At 46.7% G+C, this 17,650-nt stretch carries 6 protein-coding genes; 5 read left to right on the top strand and 1 reads right to left on the bottom strand.

Annotated elements, in window-relative coordinates; all coding sequences use genetic code 11:
• Nucleotides 1-189 precede the first annotated feature (189 nt).
• Together ACFVVF_RS09735 and ACFVVF_RS09730 are read left to right on the top strand one after the other, a co-directional pair.
• Nucleotides 190-1,743: an ABC transporter substrate-binding protein gene (locus ACFVVF_RS09735; RefSeq protein WP_387807731.1), complete on the top strand. Its 1,554-nt coding sequence runs from the start codon at nucleotides 190-192 to the stop codon at nucleotides 1,741-1,743.
• A 276-nt stretch (nucleotides 1,744-2,019) separates the two neighbouring features.
• Nucleotides 2,020-3,108 (top strand): Gfo/Idh/MocA family protein, encoded by a 1,089-nt coding sequence (locus ACFVVF_RS09730; RefSeq protein WP_387807729.1) that lies wholly within the window; start codon nucleotides 2,020-2,022, stop codon nucleotides 3,106-3,108.
• Nucleotides 3,109-3,181: 73 nt separating this feature from the next.
• Here ACFVVF_RS09730 and ACFVVF_RS09725 read toward each other — a convergent pair whose 3' ends face one another.
• Complete coding sequence (locus ACFVVF_RS09725) at nucleotides 3,182-4,735, bottom strand: SGNH/GDSL hydrolase family protein (RefSeq protein ID WP_387807726.1); 1,554 nt, start codon at nucleotides 4,733-4,735, stop codon at nucleotides 3,182-3,184.
• Nucleotides 4,736-6,185: 1,450 nt separating this feature from the next.
• Here ACFVVF_RS09725 and ACFVVF_RS09720 point away from each other — a divergent pair.
• The 3 genes from ACFVVF_RS09720 to ACFVVF_RS09710 all read left to right on the top strand — a co-directional run bounded on the left by ACFVVF_RS09720 (nucleotide 6,186) and on the right by ACFVVF_RS09710 (nucleotide 17,458).
• The gene (locus ACFVVF_RS09720; protein WP_387807724.1) at nucleotides 6,186-7,514 is read left to right on the top strand and encodes a hypothetical protein; all 1,329 of its coding nucleotides are present in this window, start codon (nucleotides 6,186-6,188) and stop codon (nucleotides 7,512-7,514) included.
• Between the two features lie 57 nt (nucleotides 7,515-7,571).
• The gene (locus ACFVVF_RS09715) at nucleotides 7,572-8,627 is read left to right on the top strand and encodes a tRNA dihydrouridine synthase (RefSeq protein ID WP_387807722.1); all 1,056 of its coding nucleotides are present in this window, start codon (nucleotides 7,572-7,574) and stop codon (nucleotides 8,625-8,627) included.
• Nucleotides 8,628-9,160: 533 nt separating this feature from the next.
• Nucleotides 9,161-17,458, top strand: a complete 8,298-nt coding sequence (locus ACFVVF_RS09710) for an immunoglobulin-like domain-containing protein (protein ID WP_387807719.1) — start codon at nucleotides 9,161-9,163, stop codon at nucleotides 17,456-17,458.
• The last annotated feature ends 192 nt before the right edge of the window (nucleotides 17,459-17,650 follow it).

The following is a 17,650-nucleotide window of genomic DNA, read 5'->3' as shown; positions in this document are numbered from 1 at the left end:
CTGCTACGAAATCCGGCTCGACTACACGAAACCGGGAATGCAGGCGGCTTGGACTTCGTTAATCTGCTAGGGAAACTATCCATTATGCTGTATAATACGTTGCTGAACAGACTTTGAAGGCAAGGGCTTCTATTTCAAGATAGCGGTTTTCAGGTATACGGTTCTAGATGAAGGAGGTTGGCACCACGAATGGCAAGACGATGGTGGGCGATTATGGGGTGGTTTGGGCTAGTTCTATGTCTATCTCTCACCTTATCGGCATGCGATAATGGACAGAACATTTTTGATAAGATTAGCGGTAGCTCCCAAGCTCTCGATATTGCCGATACGCGTTCTGCAAACGGGGGTCAATCCGAGGGGGCGGCCTCCTATCCGGTTCATCTCAAGATGCTGTATCCGGGGATGCCGCAATTGGATGAAGCGGTCGTGGAAGAGGTTATGAACGAGTACTTGAAAGACAAAATTAATGCCGTTATTGATCTGCAGCCGATAGACTGGACACAATGGGATAATGACATTACGCTTAGGATCGCGTCCGGCGAAGAGATGGATATTATTTTCACCGCTCAATGGAACGGTCATGCATTAAATGTGTCCAAAGGGGTGTTTGTCGAACTGGAGAACCTGCTGCCGAAGTATGGCCAAGGGATTCTGAATACGCTGGACCCAACCTTCCTTCAAGGCGCCAGAATCAACGGCAAAAACTACGCAGTACCGACGAATAAGGAGCTTGCCGTTCAAGGCGGAGTCATTTACCGGTCGGACATAGCTGATGAACTGCATCTCGATATGTCGAAGGTCAAGACGGTTGATGATCTTGGTCCGATACTGGAGCAGGTGAAGCAGAAGCGGCCGGATTTCATTCCATTGGCGTTGCGGCAAGGGGAGAACTTTAACGCCCATTATTTTACCCAGTTCGATTATCTGGGAGATATCTTCCTGCCCGGAGTGATCGACAAGACGAAAGACAATAAAACGGTCGTCCCTCTGTATGAGCTCGCTCAGTATAAGACAAACCTTAAGATTACCCGCGAGTTTATGCAAAAAGGATATATTAATGCCGATGCCGCAACGACGAGCATGTCTACCGGAGAGTTCTTAAAGAACGGGAACACCTTTATGATTACGTCCTCTCTAACACCAGGCAAAGCTGAGGAGTTAGCGAGCGCCTACAACCTGCAGGGTAAACTGAAGCAAATCGTCATGACGGAGCGTACCGTATCGACTGGAGAAATTACGGGATCCATGCTGGGCATTTCGGCGACAAGCCAGCATCCGGAAGAGGCTATGATGTTTATTAACTTGCTGCATACGGATAAATATTTGAACAATCTAATCAATTTCGGGATTGAGGGCGTTCACTATACCCGCAACGGAGAAATCATTACGGCAACGGAGCGAACGAAGGATTATGCACCGGGCGCAAGCTGGATGTTCGGCAATCAATTTCTTAATTATTTATGGGATACTGAAGATCCGCAGAAGTGGGAGAAGCTGAGGGAGTTCAACAACGGCGTCAAAAAGTCCATCGCACTAGGGTTTACCGTGAATGCGGATAAGATTAAGACAGAAGGCGCTGTCATTCAGAGCATTCTGAAACAATACGATCCTGTGCTCGATACGGGGATGGTAGACCCGGATAAGATACTTCCTGAGTACATCGAACTGTTGAAGGCTGCAGGTATTGATAAAATTATCGCCGATAAACAGTTGCAATTCGATCAATATTTGGCTTCTAAATAAAAACAAATGCTAGGACTTTGCTAGAATGCGAAATACTCGCGCTGAAATACAGTTAGTAGAGTATTGATTTATTCTGAAGTACACCCAACAGTAGCGTTGCTACTGTTTGGCGTAGATCATGAAAACGAACTCTAGAAAAATTGAATCCGTAAATTAATAGCTTCCAACCCGTGATGTCGCAATTTCATACATGAAAGACATCAAGTTAGAGTAAACTTTATCGCTACTATATGCTATTGTCAGTTCATATACATTCATAGAAAGAGGGATTGGACAATGAGCAAAAAGTTGCGTATAGGAATTATCGGAACGGGTGGCATAGCTAATGCCCACGTTGCCGCGTATAAAAAGCTTCCATATGTAGAGATCGTAGGCGTCGCGGACGTCATTCCGGATAAGGCGGCTGCTTTCGCGCAGGCGCAGGGTTTGACGGAAGCGGCTTCATTCGACAGCCATACTGAGCTGCTTCGTATGGAGCTTGATGGTGTCAGCATATGTACGCCAAACATTTCCCATCACCGGACAACAGTCGATTCTCTGCGCAGCGGCAAAAACGTGCTGCTCGAGAAGCCGATGTCCATCACTTTGCAAGAAGGCATCGAAATGACGCAGGCAGCGAAGGAAAGCGGGAAAATGCTGACTCTGGGCTTCCAGCCGCGCTATGATCCGAACATGAAGCTTCTGCAAACGATTGTGCAATCGGGACGTCTCGGCAACGTATATTATGTTGAGACAGGCGGCGGACGTCGCCGCGGCATGCCGGGAGGCACATTTATCAGCAAAAAACTCGCGGGTGCCGGCGCTATGGCCGATATTGGCTGTTACTCACTGGATATGGCGCTGAACACACTTGGCTATCCTCGTCCGGTTTCGGTATCGGCGTTCACGACGAACCACTTCGGGACCAATCCATTGTACCATCCGGAAGCAAGCAAGTTTGAAGTCGAAGATTTCGGCGTCGCTATGGTTCGCTTCGAGAATGATCTCGTGCTGCAGTTCAAAATCTCTTGGGCTATGCATATGGACACGCTTGGTGCGACGATGTTCCTCGGTACGGACGCAGGCCTGAAAGTAACACCGGCTGGAACGGGGCCATGGTCGGGCGTATGGGATGGATCAGTAGGTTCCATCACGTTGTATCATGATGAATACGGCACACAAACCTCAACGCCGATTCCGACGATTGGGCATCAATTGAATCTGTTTGACCGGAAAGTGCATGATTTCGCAGAAGCGGTTCGGGATGGCAGAGAGGCTCCAATTCCAGGCGAGCAAATTCTCATTCAGCAAGCAATCATCGACGGGGTGCTGCGTTCGGCAGAAGCACGCCGCGAAGTATCGATCGAATTGCCTGATTTCCGTTAATCCTATATTACAAGCAAAAAGAACCGGCTTCGTGAGAAGCGGTTCTTTTTGCTTTTGTCAGGATATTGTACATTCAGTTCGTATAAGGACTCAGCAGCGGAGCCAGCTTTTCTGCAATTTTGACATGACCGGCATCGCTTGGATGAGTACCGTCTACAGTATCGGCCGCTGTGATCCAGCCTGTTGTATCGATGTAATGCAGCTTGTTGTCCCCGCCATTATAGACAGTATTGAAGGCTAATAGTGTCGGTAACGTCATGGAGCCATTGAACGTTTTCATTACAAAAATGTCCGCCGACGGATACTTGGCTCTTATATTTTGCAAGAAGGTGATATACGTTTGCTTGAAGTCGTTGTCGGTCACATTAAAGCCGTTATCGTTCGTGCCGAGATTGATCACGACTGCACGTGCCTGATAAGTATTGAAATTCCATAACGTCGAGTCATTGTCATACACGGATTTCATCTTGAAAAACTGATTGCTCATGCCGACACTGTTCGGTGAATGGCATTGGATGTTATCCACTAGGCAGATGCCCGGAAAAGCGATCTGGGTGTGCTCGGCACCTAATTGCTCACCGACGAGCCATGCGTAGTCTGACAACGCTATTTTCGAATTGAGGTAGCCGGATGTGATGGAATCCCCGACAAATTCAATGAGATGGGTGCTGAGAGTAGTTGGCTGTGTGCTTGCTCCCGCATCTAGTTCTAGGCCCTGAATTTCCAGCATATCGTTCTCGGAAGCTGATGTAATTCGCAGGGAGTGCGAACCGTTTGCCAGCGCAGTTGGGGTCAAGTACACCGTGCCTGACACTTGGCTAAATAGAACATCCTCTCCGCCGTCGATAGAAACGTAAATGCTGGCCGATCTGCCAAGCTTAAGGGTGACATGAGTGCCCGTAAAATTTGTTTTCATATACGAACCGCCCCAATAGCTCTTGTACACAGAGGGTGAGCTCTTATCCCATCTTCCTACAAATTTAAGATTGGGATCCGTAACGGAAATCTCCTGGCCGGGAAGCGGCTTAACTTTCTTGACGACGCTCACTGAAGCGATTTTCAACTCTGCACCGGGATTACTTCCTCCTTGAATGGAGAACCGAAAGTCTGCCCCGTTTGCCCGGTTGCCAAAGAAAGCGTTCGTAAGCAGGTAGGTTTGTGTTTTCCAGGTGTCCGTGCCGGTGAAGGAAATTATTGGCGCATTCGTAAAGGCTGCCGTCGAGGAATCGAATTGCATGATTAATTTCCCGTTGCCCGAATCGAAGTAGGTAACACTAACCTCTACATCAAATTCCGTATTGTTTTTGAGATAGGTATCGCTGACGTTCATATACAGATAGTTTGTGCGAGGCACGTCGGAATTTTTGTTCGTCTGCCAGTAGCTTTTTCCAGCTATCGTGCCCGTTATGAGTCCGGCCGGATTGTCTCCGGCAAAGGGATGAATACCGTTCTCGATGGGGGTTCCGCCCAGTGTGACGCTGACTTCTTCTTCATCTTCTTCATTAGATGTGGCGTTGATCACCTGATGCTGCGTGCAGGAGACAAGTATGAGCATAGACATGATCAGAAGGCTGTTCACCCAGAAATGAATAGTGGACCGCTTGAAGCCGTAATGCTTAGTTGCCATCGAATTGTCCTCCTCGAGGGGAATTGGTATAAATCTATAGCTTCCAAAACAGAAAACACCGCTTCAATTAGTCGAGTGAGAGCTGTTGAGCAAACATAACTAGACTGAAGAGGTGTTTTTTATCTCGGGATGGCTACCACAGGCAGCTGCATGAATTTGAAAGCAATCACAGGAGGTAGTATAAACCAAAAATGTAATTATTCCTGGCGTTTATAAACAATTGTAGGGTAAATGATTCAATTAGTTTTCTAAAGAAGGGTTGGATATCCAAGTTGTACGATTCAAATCCGATGTTGGAATTTATGATATATACTTAAATGAAGACATGGGGGCTATATGATATGATAGTAAATATTTGGGGATGGTTCAGGGCAGAAGCTGAAAACAATTGTGGTTCCACGATTAGGAGGAAAAGCATGCCTGATTTCAAGATCGATGATCTTGGCTTTAGAATTGCACTTACAAAACGATGAGAAAAAATTCTTGCTCTAATAGTAAGAAAATCCGAGGATGGAAACGCAGAATCAAACAGATTGAACAATGGAAATTATTTTTAAAGTTAAAGCTGGTGATGTTTGGTTAGGTGAAATGATATAGCATAAAGATTAGTCTCAGAGACAATTGCTCTGAGGCTTTTTTGCGTGAAGGGACGGGTGTCGAGAAGATTTATTTCATTTTACCAGTAATTTACCCTGCAAGATTACTATGAATTTGTACAAGAGGACGCTTATAACAAATTTCGTGAGAAAGGTAGATTGAAATTGGTGAAGACCATATCGATTAAAGTTGCCCAACCGGGAGATGTTCTTGCAAGACAGGTTGTGACAGCCAGCGACAGCATACTGCTACAGGCAGGAGTGAAGTTAACGAGAGAGCATTTGGATAGGCTGAAAAAATTCGGGATCACCACCCTAGCTATCAAATAAAACAAGATTACAAGGGCATTCAAGCCTGAGCAACAGGAAGCCTGCCAATACAGCTTTCAAATCAGTTAATACGACCGCATCCGGCATTGAACCGGGGGTGGCCGTTTATTTTTTTGCTCTGTTTTACCGCACTTTTACCATGAATGATTAAGCTATGAAAGGCAAAGGAGCAAACCAATTTGCTTCTGGCGATAAAACGACAAGAGCTGAGGCTGTAACTGTCTTGCTCAAGATGATGACGTATAAGAGCAAGTAATGTTTTAGCATATCATGAGGGTCTCTATAATTTGATTTATAAACTATATTATGCTGTTTAAGCCTCCTTCTCGAGCACAAGCTGTTCGAAAAGGGGGTATTTCTATGACCAACTCATTTATGCAGTGAATGGTTTAGCGATCCGTAAGATAGCGAAATGCGCTTCGTAATGTACTTTCTTGTGGAAATATTATAGGGATTACTGTTAAAATATGGCTTATAAAAACCGATATAGATGGATATAGAATCTGTTCTGAAGGAGCAACCACATGTCAGTGTCAGGAATACAGCCAGCCGCAATTTATAACAAAAGTTCAATTCCAAACCCGCAGACCCCGCCAACAACTCAGATCAATCAATTGACGCAAGAATCTGGCGGCGATAATTCTGTAAATACGGATCCAGTGCAATCTGCGTCTTCCTATGTTTTTGATAAGAGCAAGATTACTCAGGAACTAAGAGAAGCAGCACTTGGCCAACTTAGTTCAAGTTCATATTGGAATATAAAGCTCGAGAACTGGACCAGCCATTTCGTTGTGAAGCAAGCTTACCTGCGTGATCAGATTATTAAAAATACAGACGGTGAGGAACAGAAGCAGCAGCTTCAACGTTTCGATTATGAAAGTGAGCTTTATGTGGATTGGATCGCCAATGTGGCAAGTAATTCTATCACCGATATTATGAATGGTGATGCACGGGTCATATTCAATGAGATTGAAAGCGAGAGGGAAAAGTTCCTTCAGAACTTTACTCCTGTATTTAACAAAGAGGGGCTAAAGCAGCAGTTTGTGGATATGATTCATGCTGAGCAGGAACTGTTTAGCCAGTCCAAGCCGAACGATGCCGAGTGGGACAAAATTTTGACTTCAGGCGGAGTGGGGTTAGAGCAGCTAGAAAAGAAGCTTAAAACAGAAATGTTTAATCAGCAAACGGAGGATTCTGTTTCTTTTGATAAGCTGAATTACCGTGATCTTGTTGGAACATTTAATGCTTTTAAAATGGGCAGCTATGGATTATCCACTATAGGCTCAACAGAACTTATTTTTCCTAGAATTGGGCTTGATCAGGCCATGGTTGGTCTATATCTTGCGAATACATCAATGAGCTCGTTTGTCAAAAACAAAATTACTGAAACGCTCGACAGAGCAATGGACAACAAAATCAAAATTCAAAATTTCCAGGATGCAATGTGGTCACTTCGTCTAGGAAGCGGAGGGAAGGAAGGATTTTCTTTTAACCAGCCCCTAACAGATGAATTGCGTTTGAAAGTAGAACGGTATATGAAGAGCGATGACTATAAACCTTCCCCATCCCAATTCATTCAAGAACAGTTTGCTAAGTTGAGCACCATCAATTCTAAATTGTTCGTACAAAATTTTCTCAAACTACAGCAACAAGTCAAAGCAAGTCTGTTGTCGGGTCCGGAGATTCTGGGGGATGTCGGGAAAGATAAGAAAGTTGCTTTTGCCGACAGCATCACTCGGGGCTATGCTGAAACCTGGAACAAATTCATTGATTACCTTTCTATAGATGAAAGTACGAAAAAGGATTATTACGTGCCGACACGCATTGGAGATACACTGGATGTAAAGGCCTAACTTGTCTAGAGGAGGAATTTAGAAGACTACATAACTTGGATGCTTCGTAAACAATAGATGAGATGGTATACTATATCTGTATCTATAGTGAGAGGATTTGAGTATGTAGTGTCAAACAATTTTTGGCGTGATTTACCACGGCCATTTTTTATACTTGCACCGATGGAAGATGTGACGGATGTTGTTTTTCGGCATGTAGTAAGCAAAGCAGGCAGGCCCGATGTGTTTTTTACAGAGTTTACAAATACGGAGAGCTTCTGTCATCCAGAAGGGACCTATGGTGTACGAGGACGTCTAACCTTTACGGAAGATGAGCAGCCGATGGTTGCGCATATTTGGGGGGATAAGCCCCAATATTTTGAGCAAATGAGTATTGGTATGGCTAAGCTTGGCTTCAAAGGCGTGGATATTAATATGGGCTGTCCCGTCCATAACGTTGCCACGAAAGGCAAGGGAAGCGGCCTTATTCTGCATCCGGAGCTTGCGGCAGAGATTATTCAGGCGGCAAAAGCGGGAGGCTTGCCTGTCAGTGTCAAAACTCGGCTAGGCTACAACGATGTAGAGGAGTGGCGGGACTGGTTAACCCATATTTTGGAGCAAAATATTGCGAATCTGTCTATTCATCTCCGTACAAGGAAGGAAATGAGCGTAGCAGATGCACATTGGGAGCTGATTCCGGAAATTAAGCAGCTTCGTGATCGTATAGCGCCGGATACTCTGCTCACAATCAATGGAGATATTGCGGACCGGCAAATGGGCTTAAAGCTTGCAGAGCAATATGGAGTGGACGGCATTATGATTGGGAGAGGCATTTTCCATAATCCTTTTGCCTTCGAACAAGAGCCGAGGGAGCATAGCAGTGACGAATTGCTCGAACTGTTAAGATTGCATCTGGATCTTCATGATAAATATGCAGCGGAATTAACGCTGCGCCCGTTTAAAGCGCTTCTGCGATTTTTCAAAATATATGTCAAAGGATTTCGAGGGGCAAGTGAGCTGCGAAATCAATTGATGAGTACAAAGTCAACGGATGAAGTACGTGCCCTTCTTAGCACCTTTGAAAAGAATGCTGATGCCATTATTGAAGCAGATGTACTTAAGAATCAGCTTTAAGCATCTGTATTTATCTGTTAGTAAAGCCAGACAGCCCGAATTCTTCTAGGATTCGGGCTGTCTTTTTAGCTTTTAATCCAAGGATTATTGAAGGCATTGAACGGCTAGCATAACAAGCAAGCGTTTTCATGAATGTAATATTGCCCCCGTAAAGGATAAGACTGCCCCATTGGAACTCAATAGCAACACTCGTATGATAAGGTAAGTCCACAATATACAGGTTATGTTCCGGAAGAGTATGGCAGGGTTTAAAAGAAGTTGTGAGATTACGTTGTTTGCACGTACGCTTATCGCTCTTTGGATCCTGTTCTTTTTTTGAGCTCATGAAAACGCTAACATCGGGCCGGTTGTGGACGGATGCGCTTTTACAAGATTATACATAAGGAATAGTAGAGGTGATGCGGCGGCTAGCATAAAATTACAGATTGCTTTTATGCAACGCTACTGGAGGTTTGATATTGAAGTGAAGAGGGTTTTAAAGAGTCAGCGAAATCTTCAAAACCTAAAATATGAAATATGGAGGAAATTTAAGCATGATGAAAAGACGGTTTCTAGCACTTTTACTTGCGACGTCAATGCTGTTTACTTTAGCTTCTCCGCCTATGCTGGTCAGCGCGGCTTGGGGCGATAATGTATCTTTGTTGACCGTAAATGCGGGTACAGACGGCAATACAGCGACAAACGCCGATGCGCCGGACGGACAGAAAGCGTGGAGCTTAAACACAGGAACCTCAAAGGGCGGCGGCCCTTGGGATAACCTCTTCACGCCAAGCGTTGCGCCTCTAAGAGATGTATCCGCTTATAAAGACGGCTATTTTGTTTTCGAGATGTACGTCCCTAGTGCGAGTTTTAAAAATATGCAAGGCAATAACTGGCTTGTTATCGTAAGTGACAGTAATCCCGCTGAGGACAAGTTTAACAACAATTCTCGTCTCCAGCTTGATGTGAGCGGGGTTACAAATGCAGCGGTAGGCACATGGGCGACGGTCTATACGAAGCTGTCTTCGTCAAGTACGGTAGCCGGGAATTTCGATGATGCCTGGCTGGACAAAGTAACCAGACTGGCTATGCATCTGCAATGGGATACTAGTGTTCCTAGCACTGGCATTTTCATAAAAAATCCGCGTTTCCAAAAAAGTGCGTTAGGTGTTCCGGCTTCACCGTCAACTGCTCCTGCATTTGATACAGCAACAAAAACAGTAACGGCTAACGCACCGGCTAGCGGGCAAGCTGTGGAATTCGCAATTAGCGAAGATGGTAACGCACCTGCATCTGGTTGGGTGGATGGAAGTCTAAATGGTAATGTTTATACTCATCAATTTGCCACAGTACCTTCAGTAGACACCTACTACGTGTTCGCGCGCGCGAAAGCAGGCGGCAATTACAACTTCATCGGCGCATCTGCAAGAACGACTGTAACGTCTATTGACAACGAAACCTTGGTAAATGATGCGGCGGCATCTCTGACATGGGATAGTATTAAAGGAAGTAATACTGGAGAAAACGATGTAAAATCACAACTTAATCTTCCGACAGCAATCGGAACAACTAACGTAGCATGGTCTTCGGACAATGCGGCAATAAGCAGCACCGGAGGCGTAAATCGTTTATTTAACAGAGAAGCAGACAAAACCGTAGTACTCACGGCGACTATTACCAAAGGTAATGCAAGTGCTATGAGAATCATTACGGTTGAAGTGAAAGCTGTGCCGGCGGCGGTAAATGCCCGGGCTGCGACGTATTTCCCTAATATTGAAGAGGGAACGGTCGCTACTGCTGCACCAGACGGAAATAGTGCGGTTAAGCTGGGCGCAGGAAAAACAGGCGCTGGCGCTGAACGGCTTTGGGATGCCCGCTTTATTAATAGCAGCGGCAATCAGGATTTATTAGGCTACGCGAATCAATATTTTGTTTTTGATATGTATGTTACGCATGCCGATCTTTTGAATTTCAACGGTAACAACTGGGTTGCTGTGGCAGCTGGCGGCAACAACGTTGATACCAATTCCCGTCTTAACTTTAATGTTAGTGACATGAGAAATGGCAAGGTAAATGAATGGTTTACGGTTTATGCGCAATTATCATCAGCAAATTCTCCGAATGGTTTCAATCCCGTTAATTTGGATACGGTACAGGCAGCGAGACTGCAAATGCAATGGTCATCTGTGCCTCAAGGCGATATCTATATTAAGAACCCTCGGTTCCAAAGCTCTGCGGATTCGCCGAAGCCTGTTCCTGCTGCTGCTGAAACAGCGGGCAGCATTACGTTATCGTCAGCAGCGCCGGCAAACGGCCAGGCTGTCCAATTTGCAGTCAATACCACCGGCAATGCTCCGGCAGAAGGAGATTGGACAACAGGTACCCTTAATGCAGGCGAGTATAGTGCGACATTTACAAAACCAGCAGGAAGCACTTATTATACATTCGCGCGCACGGCTCAGAATACGCAATATCCTTTCGCAGGAACGCATACAAGAGTCAAAGTGGAGCATCTCGACGACAACCAAGCAGTAGCGGACGCGAAGACTAAACTGACATGGGACACAATCCGGAAATCGAACACGCTTCAATCCGAAGTAAGAACGGAGCTGACTCTTCCGGTTACGGGTGCGAATAATACGGCTATCGTATGGTCGGCTGCACCGGCTGGTATTGTAAATACTGCAACCGGCAGCGTAACTCGCGACCCTGACCAGGATAAAGCGGTAACGCTTACGGCGACAATATCCAAAGGCAGTGCTACACCTGTTACTAAAACCTTTAGTTTGACAGTATCCAGCATTACGAATGAGCTTGCAGAAGTGTTCATTGATTTCAACAATTCCGGAACCTTTACCGCAGTTAATGCAATCGGAAGCGGATTCGGCGACGGCGGAGATCCGGCAGGACCGTTCCCAGGGCTTCAGGGCAACGGCATAGGCGTTAGCCTTACCGGAGACGGCGGCACCGCAGTGGAGACAGTTACTCAAAGCGGTGTAGGGGCTGTGAAGGTCGGCAACTTTATGTACGTAATTGTTGACAACGCTAAGCTTAAGCAAGCAAACAAGGTTGAACTAGCAGTCACATACTGGAGACCAAGCGCAGCAAGCGGTATTTCGCTGCAGTATAACACGATCTATCCAGGCAATTTCTCTGGATTTGAAGCGTACCGGTCAGCGAGCATTCCAGCGGCAGGAAGCGGCAACTCCTGGGTAACTTCAAAAGTTGTGCTTAACGGAGCTAATTTCGCGGTAGGCGCACAAAACCAAGGAGCACATTTCCGCATCGGTACTGCTGGCGCAATCATTCAGAGCATACGGATAACTGAAATTCCTCCAACGGATGAAGAAGCGGTTCAACTGGTTTCAAGTGCACTGACATGGGATGCTATCAAGGGCACGAATACGAGACAGGATCTGGTTGAAACCAATTTGACCCTTGCTAAGGCAGGTTCTGCGGGCACGAACATTGCTTGGACATCTACCAATAACACGGTAATAAACAGCGACACCGGTGCAGTAAGCCGTCAAGAAGCCAATACGGCCGTAACGCTCACGGCGACAATAAGCAAAGGTGCAGCAGTTCCTGTTGTGAAAACATTTAGTATAGTCGTTCGCGGAACAGGTATCGGAAACGATGAGGATGCGGTAAACCATATGTTGAACAAATTGACATGGGATTTAATCAAAGGCGTAAATGCTTCTGAGGATAATGTAACGACGAATTTGGTTCTTCCGACAATGGGCGAGAATATGACGGACATTACATGGACGACATCCGCAGCTGCTCTCATAACGACTGAAGGCGTGATCCCGACAAACCGTCCGGACGGCGGCGGTGATGTTACGCTGACGGCGACGATAAAAAGAGGGCCGGTGTCCGCTCCTGTAATCAAGACGAAAACCTTCGAGTTGAAGGTTCCGGATCGATATGATTATGCCAAGCATATGAGAACGGCAATCGCTCAGCAGCATGATGCGAAGGATTGGGCGATATCGGACTTTAACGTTCTTGCTTTCGGTGCGAAAACAGTAGCGATGGCAGAAGCGGAAGGCTTAGATGAGTTCGATAACAGAGAGGCTTTCCAAGCGGCGATTGACGCGGCTTATAATGACGGCGGCGGCGTCGTTTATATTCCGGCGGGAACCTATGCGTTCTACTCGGAAACGACCGGAGCAGTAAGCGTTAAAAGCACGACTGGAAACACAACCTATGAATACAAACAAGTATTGAATTTGCGTGCAGGCGTACAGCTTCGCGGCGAATGGGATAACCCGGATGCGGGTAATTATGACGGTAAAATCGACGGGACTGTTCTCGCTGTATATGCCGGACATAATACCGCCAACTATGACACGTATGTTGATTCTGACGAGAGAGAGAATCAGACAGGCGGCAAAAAAGTAGCTAACGTGTCCGACAGATTTATAGACATGGAACAAGGCACAGGGGTGTCGAACCTCTCCGTATGGTATCCGAATCAGGATATTAATGCTCAAACTGTCGTTGAGAAAAGGGGAGAAGACGGCCAGAAGACAGGAGAAATGGAGACGATTCATGGAATTCCATATCCTTGGACGTTCTTCCAGAGAACCGGAAACAGCGCGACGCTTGATAACGTTACGCTTGTAAACGCATGGGGAGGCTTCATTTCCCTGCCGAGTGAAATGCATTATGTTGTGAACAGCAATATGACGGCTCTCTACAAGGGCATCGTTGTTCACACTTGTACAGATATCGGACGTATCGAGAACGTTAACATCGATCCGAAATACTGGGCGAATTCAGGACTTGACGGCGCACCGGCTCTCTCGGATGTGAGAGCGTACACAAGAGCGAATGCTGTCGGATTCATGATGCACCGCTCTGACTGGGAGTACGTATCAGGTCTGTACGTTTCCGGATATAAGACGGGGATGTGGATCGGAAGAGAGCCTGGCGGGGACGAAGCTCCAAACGCGCAATTCTACGGATTGAAAATTGAAGACAGTGAAACAGGCATTTATATTGATAACGTTAACGGCTTCGGTCTGCTTTTCTCCGGCTCGGAATTCGGGGGCGACACGGCCGTATATGTCAACGAGCGTTTCAACACTTCCGTTCAATTCAACGGAGTTGACTTCAAAGGTCCGATTGTAAGCAACGCGAGAGGCGGAGTTCTTTCATTCGAGGATTGCACGTTCGATCAATATGACAACTTCGCGCTGAACTTCCTGGGCCGAGGCAACGCATTGGTCAGCCAAAGTAATTTCAAGAAGTCAGATAAACATGTCAATCTCGGAGCAAACTTCGGAACATTCAAATCAGTCAATTCCGGTTATAACCTGAACATTGAGAGCGCTAACCTTGCCGCTCATATCGATGACCTTAAGCTTGATGTTAAGGGCGGCGGTACGAGCACCACAGTACAGGTTGTTAATGACTTGGAATATCTGTTTGAACCGATTCCGAAAAACGTAAAAACAGATATTGATGTGCACCCGAGACCAGCATCAAGCGCTGTGCTCAGACTGGACTTCCCGCGCTCGTTAACAGGCAATGCACCAACCGTGGATATATCTGCAAAATTGCAGGAAGCTCTAGACTATATTAAAGCGAATCATGGTGGCGGCACGGTCTACCTGCCGGGCGGAAGATACAGGCTGAATAATCCGGTCATCATTCCAGAGGGTGTTGAGCTCAGAGGAACATGGGACGTACAGCACCATACACAAGGCGGCGGTACGGCAATATTTACAGCTTACACCGGCGGTGCCCAGGGAGAAAACGGAAGCTCTCTCATTCAGCTTAAAGCACATGCAGGCATCAGAGGACTTAACCTTACGCAAGCGAATTTAACCAGCGTCAGCCTGGATAATCCTAACCAAACGCTTAAAACTCCGTTCATGGTACAGGGTCAAGGTGCAGGCGTATATGCAATCAACTTAACGATCCCGATTGGGGATAAAGGTATAGATCTGGCTTCCTATAAAACAGATGGCCACTATGTGGACTATTTAGGCGGCACGCTCTTGAGAGCAGGCATCTGGGTCGGAGGAGGCGCAGAAGGCGGATTTATCCGAAATATGCAATTCAATCCGCATTACGCTTTGAGACTTCCAGGAGGCCAAGGCTATACGGCCCCTAGCGGCGATTTGTACGGATTCGTACAAAGGTACAGCAGTGCGCTCAAATTCTCCGACGTGGAAGACCAGACGATTTTCAACAATTTCGTGTTCGGTTCGGTATACGGCATACACTTCCTGAAGAGAGACTTGGGCAATGGCCAATTCGCATATCCGGGAAAAATGACGATGATCGGCCACGGCTCGGACGGAACTACGTACGCTTTGCATGTGGAAGATGCGGACGAACACACCAAAATTATCGCGATCAACTCGGAATTGGTTAATACAAACATTGCGACGGAGCCGAACCGGGCTTATGTCAAAATGGGTGATGCAGCTGATCCTGCAAAAATTCACCCTGACGCTGAACTTGTATTGTACAACAGCGCATTCTGGGGAAGCCCGACTGTAGCCGGAGCGGTCGTATATAACGGTAAGGTTCGCTTCCAGCAAGCAAACTTTACTCAGCTGCCTGGCAATAATCCGGGTATAGACGTTCAAGGCGGAAAAGCGTATGTGTACTCCTCGTACTTCCAGCCGACGAAGAACGGCCAGAATAATAATGTGTACGCAATGCTGCGCGAGGGCGGCACATCGATCGAGCTTAGCAACAATTACTACGCATCCGGTCTGAGAAACAGCACGCCAGCAGGCAATCCGTACGGAATTTACGGCTCAGATCTATTGGCGGAACCGTTTGTATTTAACCTGACTAAGAACGGAGATAAACAGCAGTTCAGCGCTAAGTATAATGTCGGAGGAAGAGCTTCTGCACCTGGTACTTTGAAGATTGCTTCCCCGTCGGCTTATGCAAATAATTTTACTCCAATCCAATTTAACTCGCTTGCGGCAGGCGAATCCGTAACTATAGATTTACCGTATTATGTTGCAGGTCTGGTCACATTTGAGCTTCAGCTCGAAGGCGGAAAAGCATACACGTATACGGCAAAATTTGATACAGCTTATGCGGAGAAAGTAAGTAATGCCGGTGCGGAGAATCCGGCAAAGAATGCCGCAACTCCGGGATATGTGATGGACACCAAAGATTATGTCACTTCCGGAACTTGGGATGGTCCGCAGGACCTTAGTGTAGGCTCGCATTTCGCATGGGATGACAGCAATTTGTATGCGTACATTGTCGTTACAGATGACGTGCACTACAATAGCCAGACCGGCGGAAATATATGGAGAGAGGATAATTTGCAGCTAGGCATTGATTTGCACAATCCTGCTACCAACAGTAATACACGGAATGAATTGGGATTTGCACTCACCAATGACAAGCAAGTGATTAAATGGGCTTGGACGCGTCCTACGGGCGCTAATGCCCCAACTGCTCCGATAACAGATATCGCGGCAGATATTACGAGAGATGAAACTGCGAAAAAGACGATTTACAGTCTAAAAATTCCGTTTAATACCGTTCTCAATAATCCTGCATCGGAGCTCGCGAACGGAAGAATCGGAATCTCCATCATGCTCAATGAATCAGACGGTCCGCAAGAGTCTGACGGCAGCAGAACGACTTTTGAAGTTGAAAGCGGACAATTAAAAAATTCGAGTCTATTTACAGATCTGTATCTGTTAAACGCAGGCAAATACAATGAAATGATTGAAGCATCAGCGGATGCTGCCGTTACAAAGGCTCTCGGGTCTGGAACGGCTGCCGATCTCGCTGTGGCTCGCAACTTTGTTGCTATTTTGGCCGACGGTGAAGTGAAGACGGAGCTGCTTAACAAGCTCAATATTGTCGAACACTACAACAGCGAGATCAGCCCGACTGCTGTCCAGTTTGACCTGAACCCTGGCAAGCAGCAAGCAGCTGTCATTCAACTGGAGCTTAAAGGGAATACGCTGACAGCTATTAAGAACGGCAGCACTCTGCTGCAGGCCGGCACCGATTATGTTGTGAATAATGATCAGGTAACGATTAAGTCGTCTTACTTGGCCCAATTGCAAAAGGGTACTGCGCAGCTGACATTTGAGTTTAGCGCAGGCCAGCCGCAGGTGCTGACGGTTACGGTCGTTGATACAACGCCTGACAACAACGGTGGTAACAACGGTGGTAACAACGGTGGTAACAACGGTGGTAACAACGGTGGTAACAACGGCGGTAACAACGGCGGCAACAACGGTGGCAACAACGGCGGCAACAACGGCGGTAACAACGGTGGCAACACCGGTGGTAACAATGGCGGCAATCAAGTTGAATTGAAGGATATTGCCGGACACTGGGCAGAAGATGCGATTCGCAAAGCAGTGGAAAAAGGCTTTGTGCTTGGCTACCAGGATCATACCTTCAAGCCAAATGCGGCGGTTACCCGTGCGGAATTTGCCGTGATGTTGACCCGCGCATTGACTGTACAAGGCGATGGAAAGCAGCATACCTTTAAAGATGATTCAGCCATTGCTTCATGGTCGAAAGAAGCGCTTGCTCAGGCAGTAGAAGCGGGAGTTTTGAGCGGCTACTCGGATGGAACATTGCGTCCAAATAGCGGTTTGACACGCGCTGAGCTTGCAGTAATGATTGCTCGCGCTTTGAAGCTGGAAGACCAAAAGGACAAAGCGGCAAGCTTTACTGACCAAGACAAACTGCCAGAGTGGGCAAAGGGCGCGATTGGCGCAGTAGCTGAAAAAGGCATTATGCAGGGCAAGGAAGGCGGCAAGTTTGACTTCAATGCCGTGGCTACCCGTGCGGAAGTCATCACAATTCTTCTCCGTGTTTTGGAGATGAATGAGAAGTAAGAAAATCAGTCTGCACAATTGCAGTCTGTTGGCTGCGGAGTTTTAAGCAAAAAGGATGTCAGCGGCGATTAGCCAAGGCTGGCATCCTTTTTGCTTTGTCTTTGTAGGGCTAAAGCGCACATTTATGATCGCAAACATATGATTTATAGGTGAATGTCATGGATACGGCTTTAAGCAAGTACCATTTTGCAT

This window comes from Paenibacillus sp. NPDC058174 (assembly GCF_042883865.1).
GTDB lineage: Bacteria > Bacillota > Bacilli > Paenibacillales > Paenibacillaceae > Pristimantibacillus.
The sequence above is the reverse complement of the archived record's forward strand: the minus strand, read 5'-3'. Positions and strand labels throughout refer to the sequence as shown.

What these genes read in the sequence shown, in the direction of transcription:
- ACFVVF_RS09735 (WP_387807731.1), top strand. Translation starts at nt 190, where the DNA reads ATGGCAAGACGATGGTGGGCGATTATGGGGTGGTTTGGGCTAGTTCTA.
- ACFVVF_RS09720 (WP_387807724.1), top strand. Translation starts at nt 6,186, where the DNA reads ATGTCAGTGTCAGGAATACAGCCAGCCGCAATTTATAACAAAAGTTCA.
- ACFVVF_RS09730 (WP_387807729.1), top strand. Translation starts at nt 2,020, where the DNA reads ATGAGCAAAAAGTTGCGTATAGGAATTATCGGAACGGGTGGCATAGCT.
- ACFVVF_RS09715 (WP_387807722.1), top strand. Translation starts at nt 7,572, where the DNA reads ATGAGATGGTATACTATATCTGTATCTATAGTGAGAGGATTTGAGTAT.
- ACFVVF_RS09710 (WP_387807719.1), top strand. Translation starts at nt 9,161, where the DNA reads ATGATGAAAAGACGGTTTCTAGCACTTTTACTTGCGACGTCAATGCTG.
- ACFVVF_RS09725 (WP_387807726.1), bottom strand. Translation starts at nt 4,735, where the DNA reads ATGGCAACTAAGCATTACGGCTTCAAGCGGTCCACTATTCATTTCTGG.